Origin of the sequence: Pseudomonas sp. Pseusp88, from assembly GCF_047303955.1 — a bacterium.
Classification (GTDB): Bacteria; Pseudomonadota; Gammaproteobacteria; order Pseudomonadales; family Pseudomonadaceae; genus Aquipseudomonas.
On the sequence record NZ_JBGLYM010000076.1, the window covers coordinates 1 to 1,907 of the forward strand.

3 protein-coding genes are annotated in these 1,907 nt (G+C 48.4%); all 3 read right to left on the reverse strand.

What is annotated here, in order from left to right; translation table 11 throughout:
- Positions 1-581, reverse strand: a 581-nt coding sequence (locus ACCD02_RS32465) for a hypothetical protein (RefSeq protein WP_413310684.1), incomplete at its 3' end; no start/stop codon positions are given.
- 16 nt (positions 582-597) lie between these two features.
- Positions 598-1,122 (reverse strand): hypothetical protein, encoded by a 525-nt coding sequence (locus ACCD02_RS32470; protein WP_413310686.1) that lies wholly within the window; start codon positions 1,120-1,122, stop codon positions 598-600.
- Between the two features lie 17 nt (positions 1,123-1,139).
- A complete protein-coding gene (locus ACCD02_RS32475) occupies positions 1,140-1,892 on the reverse strand; it encodes a hypothetical protein (protein WP_413310688.1) in 753 nt (250 codons plus the stop codon).
- Positions 1,893-1,907 lie beyond the last annotated feature (15 nt).

The following is a 1,907-nucleotide window of genomic DNA, read 5'->3' on the forward strand; positions in this document are numbered from 1 at the left end:
TCGACCACCTCCCTGTTGGTCGCAATGGCGAGCTGGGTGATCTCTTTCCATTTGAAGGCGTAGTGATGATAGCTTGTCTGCATTTCCTGATAGCCTTTCGAGTTCAACATTGAAAGATACATCAAACCCATCCCTCCCGGCCCTACCAGGGCGCCAATCAGAAATGACGGGGCAACGGCGGCCAGAGAGATAAAAATGACTGCTGTAATTCCGGTAAACCATTTCAAAAATGGCAAGAGCCATTTCGGAAAATCTTTCCACTCGCACTCTTCTACTCCCGACTTTGTAAAGCGATAGGCGAAATTTACTCGCTGGTGGGTCATGCAGGAAACTGTAAATGATATAAATGCATAAAAGGAAACGCATGACATGGTTCGCAAAGGTTGACTGACTCCTTCGTACACAGAATATAAGAACATTGAACAGCCGAAAATCAAGATGGACATAAACGCAAACATGCAATTGGCTACAAACGTATTGTAATTGCGCGCCCGTATCGTCCATCCCAACAGTTCCTGCTCATGGGCATACGTCCATTGCAGTTGGGGCGGCAGTTCAGGCGGCTTGATAAAATCGAACATTCTAAGACTCGTTGATTTAGTCGGGGATGGCCAGTTGCATTAACTCGCTGCCGTTCTCGGGCAGCGCGATATCGGCATCTTCCTTAAGGTCGCCGCCAGACGTTTCTACTATTCTGTCGGCCTCTTCGGCGTCCCGATCCAGGGCCAGGCGAAACCGGTAGGGAACCCCTCTCTCATGCTGGAGTATGCCCCAGGGGTATTTAATCGCCATTTCCAGGATCGGGCTGTCTATCCGTAGCTCGATCCAGACCTGCCACAGGCGATGTTGCTCAGTGCCGGTGTAGGCAAAGTCTGCCGGGCGGTGCTGACCGCCAGCTGTACCGGGCAGTGTGCCAAGTTGATTCGGGTCGACCCAGTTACCGTAGATGAACTGGTCGTAAACATGACGGTTTGTGACCCGCCAATCCTGCCGGGATAAATGCATGTTTTCGAATATCGCCGCTTGCAGGCCCACGGCCATGCCCGCCAGGTCGGCGGGTAACTGGATCTGTACCCAGAAACCTGTCGAGGCTCTCGGGTTGCGGTGACCGGAGTACTGCACGGCCCTGCCCACCACAATTAGTCCGTGCTCATCGGCACATTAACCTTGGCCCGAATAAAAGGTACATCAGGAGACAAATATGGCTTGATGAATTCGGCCACCTTGTCTTTTTGTTTGCGCTTGCAAAAAATATTTTGACTCCAGTTTACTATTCGAGATAGGCGCCTATCAAAATGAGTAAATTTCAGGTCAACGACTTCTCTGTTGGTCGCAATTGCCAGCTGTGTGAAGTCTTTCCATTCGTAAATCAGATGATGATATTGAGTGTGCATTTCCTGATAACCTTTCGAGTTCAACATTGTAAGATACATCAAGCCCATCCCACCCGGGCCTATCAGTGCACCGATCAAGAAGGCAGGATCGATCGTAGCCATAAAAATGAAGATTAAGGCCGTAAACCCTGAAAACCACTTCAGAAAAGTAAGTACCCATTTAGGAAAATCTTTCCATTCGCAACATTCTATACCGGACTGAGTAAAGCGATAGGCAAAGTTCATTTTCTGATGGGTCATGCAGGAAATTGTAAATGATATAAGTGCATAAAAAAAAACGCAGGACATGGTTCGCCAAGGTTGACTCATCCCTTCATACACCGAATACATGATGAGCGAACCACCAATGATTAGCGCGTTCATAAATACAAACATGCCGTTGGCTATAAATGTATTGTAGTTGCGCGCTCGAATCGTCCATCCCAATAGTTCTGGTTCATGGGCATACGTCCATTTCAGCTGGGGCGGTAGTGCAGGCGGTTTAATAAAATTGAACATTATCGAGCTTCGTCA

What these genes read in the sequence shown, in the direction of transcription:
- ACCD02_RS32475 (WP_413310688.1), bottom strand. Translation starts at nt 1,892, where the DNA reads ATGTTCAATTTTATTAAACCGCCTGCACTACCGCCCCAGCTGAAATGG.